Source organism: Mesorhizobium sp. CNPSo 4661, from assembly GCF_057784215.1.
In genome coordinates this window covers 1-2,500 of the sequence record NZ_JBWGIO010000057.1, presented here as the reverse complement: position 1 = coordinate 2,500, position 2,500 = coordinate 1, and the positions used below count along the sequence as shown (strand labels likewise).

2 rRNA genes (1 of these 2 cut by a window edge) are annotated in these 2,500 nt (G+C 55.1%); both read left to right on the top strand.

The annotated features are described in order from the left end of the window. Positions 1-1,899 (top strand): 23S ribosomal RNA (locus tag AC0YKC_RS33690); it begins 959 nt to the left of the window's first position. Between the two features lie 280 nt (positions 1,900-2,179). Continuing rightward, positions 2,180-2,294 (top strand): 5S ribosomal RNA (rrf, locus tag AC0YKC_RS33685). Positions 2,295-2,500 lie beyond the last annotated feature (206 nt).

Here is a 2,500-nt window from a genome sequence, read left to right as displayed (position 1 = left end):
GAGCACTGGATGGGCTAGGGGTCCTCACCGGATTACCAAACCTAACCAAACTCCGAATACCTGGGAGTACTAGTCGGCAGACACACGGCGGGTGCTAACGTCCGTCGTGAAAAGGGAAACAACCCTGACCTACAGCTAAGGTCCCCAAGTTATGGCTAAGTGGGAAAGGATGTGAGGATCCCAAAACAACCAGGATGTTGGCTTAGAAGCAGCCATCATTTAAAGAAAGCGTAACAGCTCACTGGTCTAAATAAGGGTCTTTGCGCCGAAAATGTAACGGGGCTAAAGCCATACACCGAAGCTTAGGGTTCGTGAGCAATCACGAGCGGTAGCGGAGCGTTCTGTAAGCTGATGAAGCCGTACCCGTGAGGGGCGGTGGAGGTATCAGAAGTGCGAATGCTGACATGAGTAACGTAAGGGGAGTGAGAGACTCCCCCGCCGAAAGACCAAGGGTTCCTGCTTAAAGTTAATCTGAGCAGGGTTAGCCGGCCCCTAAGACGAGGCGGAAACGCGTAGTCGATGGGAACCACGTTAATATTCGTGGGCCTGGAGGTAGTGACGGATCACACAAGTTGTCCAATCTTATCGGATTGAAAGGGCAGCGGAGTGGTTCCAGGAAATAGCTCCTCCTTATAGACCGTACCCGAAACCGACACTGGTGGTCAGGTAGAGTATACCAAGGCGCTTGAGAGAACTATGCTGAAGGAACTCGGCAAATTGCACGCGTAACTTCGGAAGAAGCGTGACCCTTTTCTACGCAAGTGGAGGAGGGTGGCACAGACCAGGGGGTAGCGACTGTTTATCAAAAACACAGGGCTCTGCGAAGCCGCAAGGCGACGTATAGGGTCTGACGCCTGCCCGGTGCTGGAAGGTTAAGAGGAGGGGTGCAAGCTCTGAATCGAAGCCCCAGTAAACGGCGGCCGTAACTATAACGGTCCTAAGGTAGCGAAATTCCTTGTCGGGTAAGTTCCGACCTGCACGAATGGCGTAACGACTTCCCCGCTGTCTCCAGCATAGACTCAGTGAAATTGAATTCCCCGTGAAGATGCGGGGTTCCTGCGGTTAGACGGAAAGACCCCGTGCACCTTTACTATAGCTTTACATTGGCATTCGTAGTGGCATGTGTAGGATAGGTGGTAGGCTTTGAAACCTGGGCGCCAGCTCAGGTGGAGCCACCCTTGAAATACCACCCTTATTACTATGGATGTCTAACCGCGGCCCGTTATCCGGGTCCGGGACAATGTATGGTGGGTAGTTTGACTGGGGCGGTCGCCTCCTAAAGAGTAACGGAGGCGCGCGATGGTGGGCTCAGAACGGTCGGAAATCGTTCGCTGAGTGCAATGGCATAAGCCTGCCTGACTGCGAGACTGACAAGTCGAGCAGAGACGAAAGTCGGTCATAGTGATCCGGTGGTCCCGCGTGGAAGGGCCATCGCTCAACGGATAAAAGGTACGCCGGGGATAACAGGCTGATGACCCCCAAGAGTCCATATCGACGGGGTTGTTTGGCACCTCGATGTCGACTCATCGCATCCTGGGGCTGGAGCAGGTCCCAAGGGTATGGCTGTTCGCCATTTAAAGCGGTACGTGAGTTGGGTTCAGAACGTCGTGAGACAGTTCGGTCCCTATCTGCCGTGGGTGTAGGAATATTGAAAGGATCTGTCCCTAGTACGAGAGGACCGGGATGGACGGATCTCTGGTGGACCTGTTGTGGCGCCAGCCGCATCGCAGGGTAGCTATATCCGGACGGGATAACCGCTGAAGGCATCTAAGCGGGAAACCCACCTTGAAACGAGTATTCCCTGAGAACCGTGGAAGACGACCACGTTGATAGGCCGGGTGTGGAAGAGCGGCAACGCTTGAAGCTTACCGGTACTAATAGTTCGATAGGCTTGATCGTTCTCATTACTTATATCCATCCGACAAAGTCGGATGGTCTGCCAGCGCTCACGCATGAGCGGCCCTTACGGGCCTATGCTCCGCGAGGGCGCCGGACGACCGGCGACGCGCAGTCGCGCTTGCGGGCTTCGCCCGTAGGCGAAATGCAGACGTCGCCTTGGCACGGAAAGACAGGCATCTGGCACAAGCAGATAGCGAGCAGTTATCCCTACTCGCTATTGGCTACTGCCTAATCCCTAATCCCTAACCCAGCTTCTCGATTTGAACGTGCGTTTTGCCGACCTGGTGGTTATGGCGGAGCGGCTGCACCCGATCCCATTCCGAACTCGGCCGTGAAACGCTCCAGCGCTGATGGTACTTCGTCTCAAGACGCGGGAGAGTAGGTCGCTGCCAGGTCTGCAAAGCGCACGTTCACCTCAAATCCGGATCAAATCCGGGTCGAGACTAAATCTTCTCTCTACGATAAGGCCCGCCAAACGGGATCCCGGGCCGCGCAAGCGGCCCTTTCATTTGGCGCCCTCTTGAATACGGTAAGCTCAAACTTACCTCTAAGCTCGCAAGCAAACGCTTGCTCGTAGTCGCAAGCAGACGCTTGCTCGTAG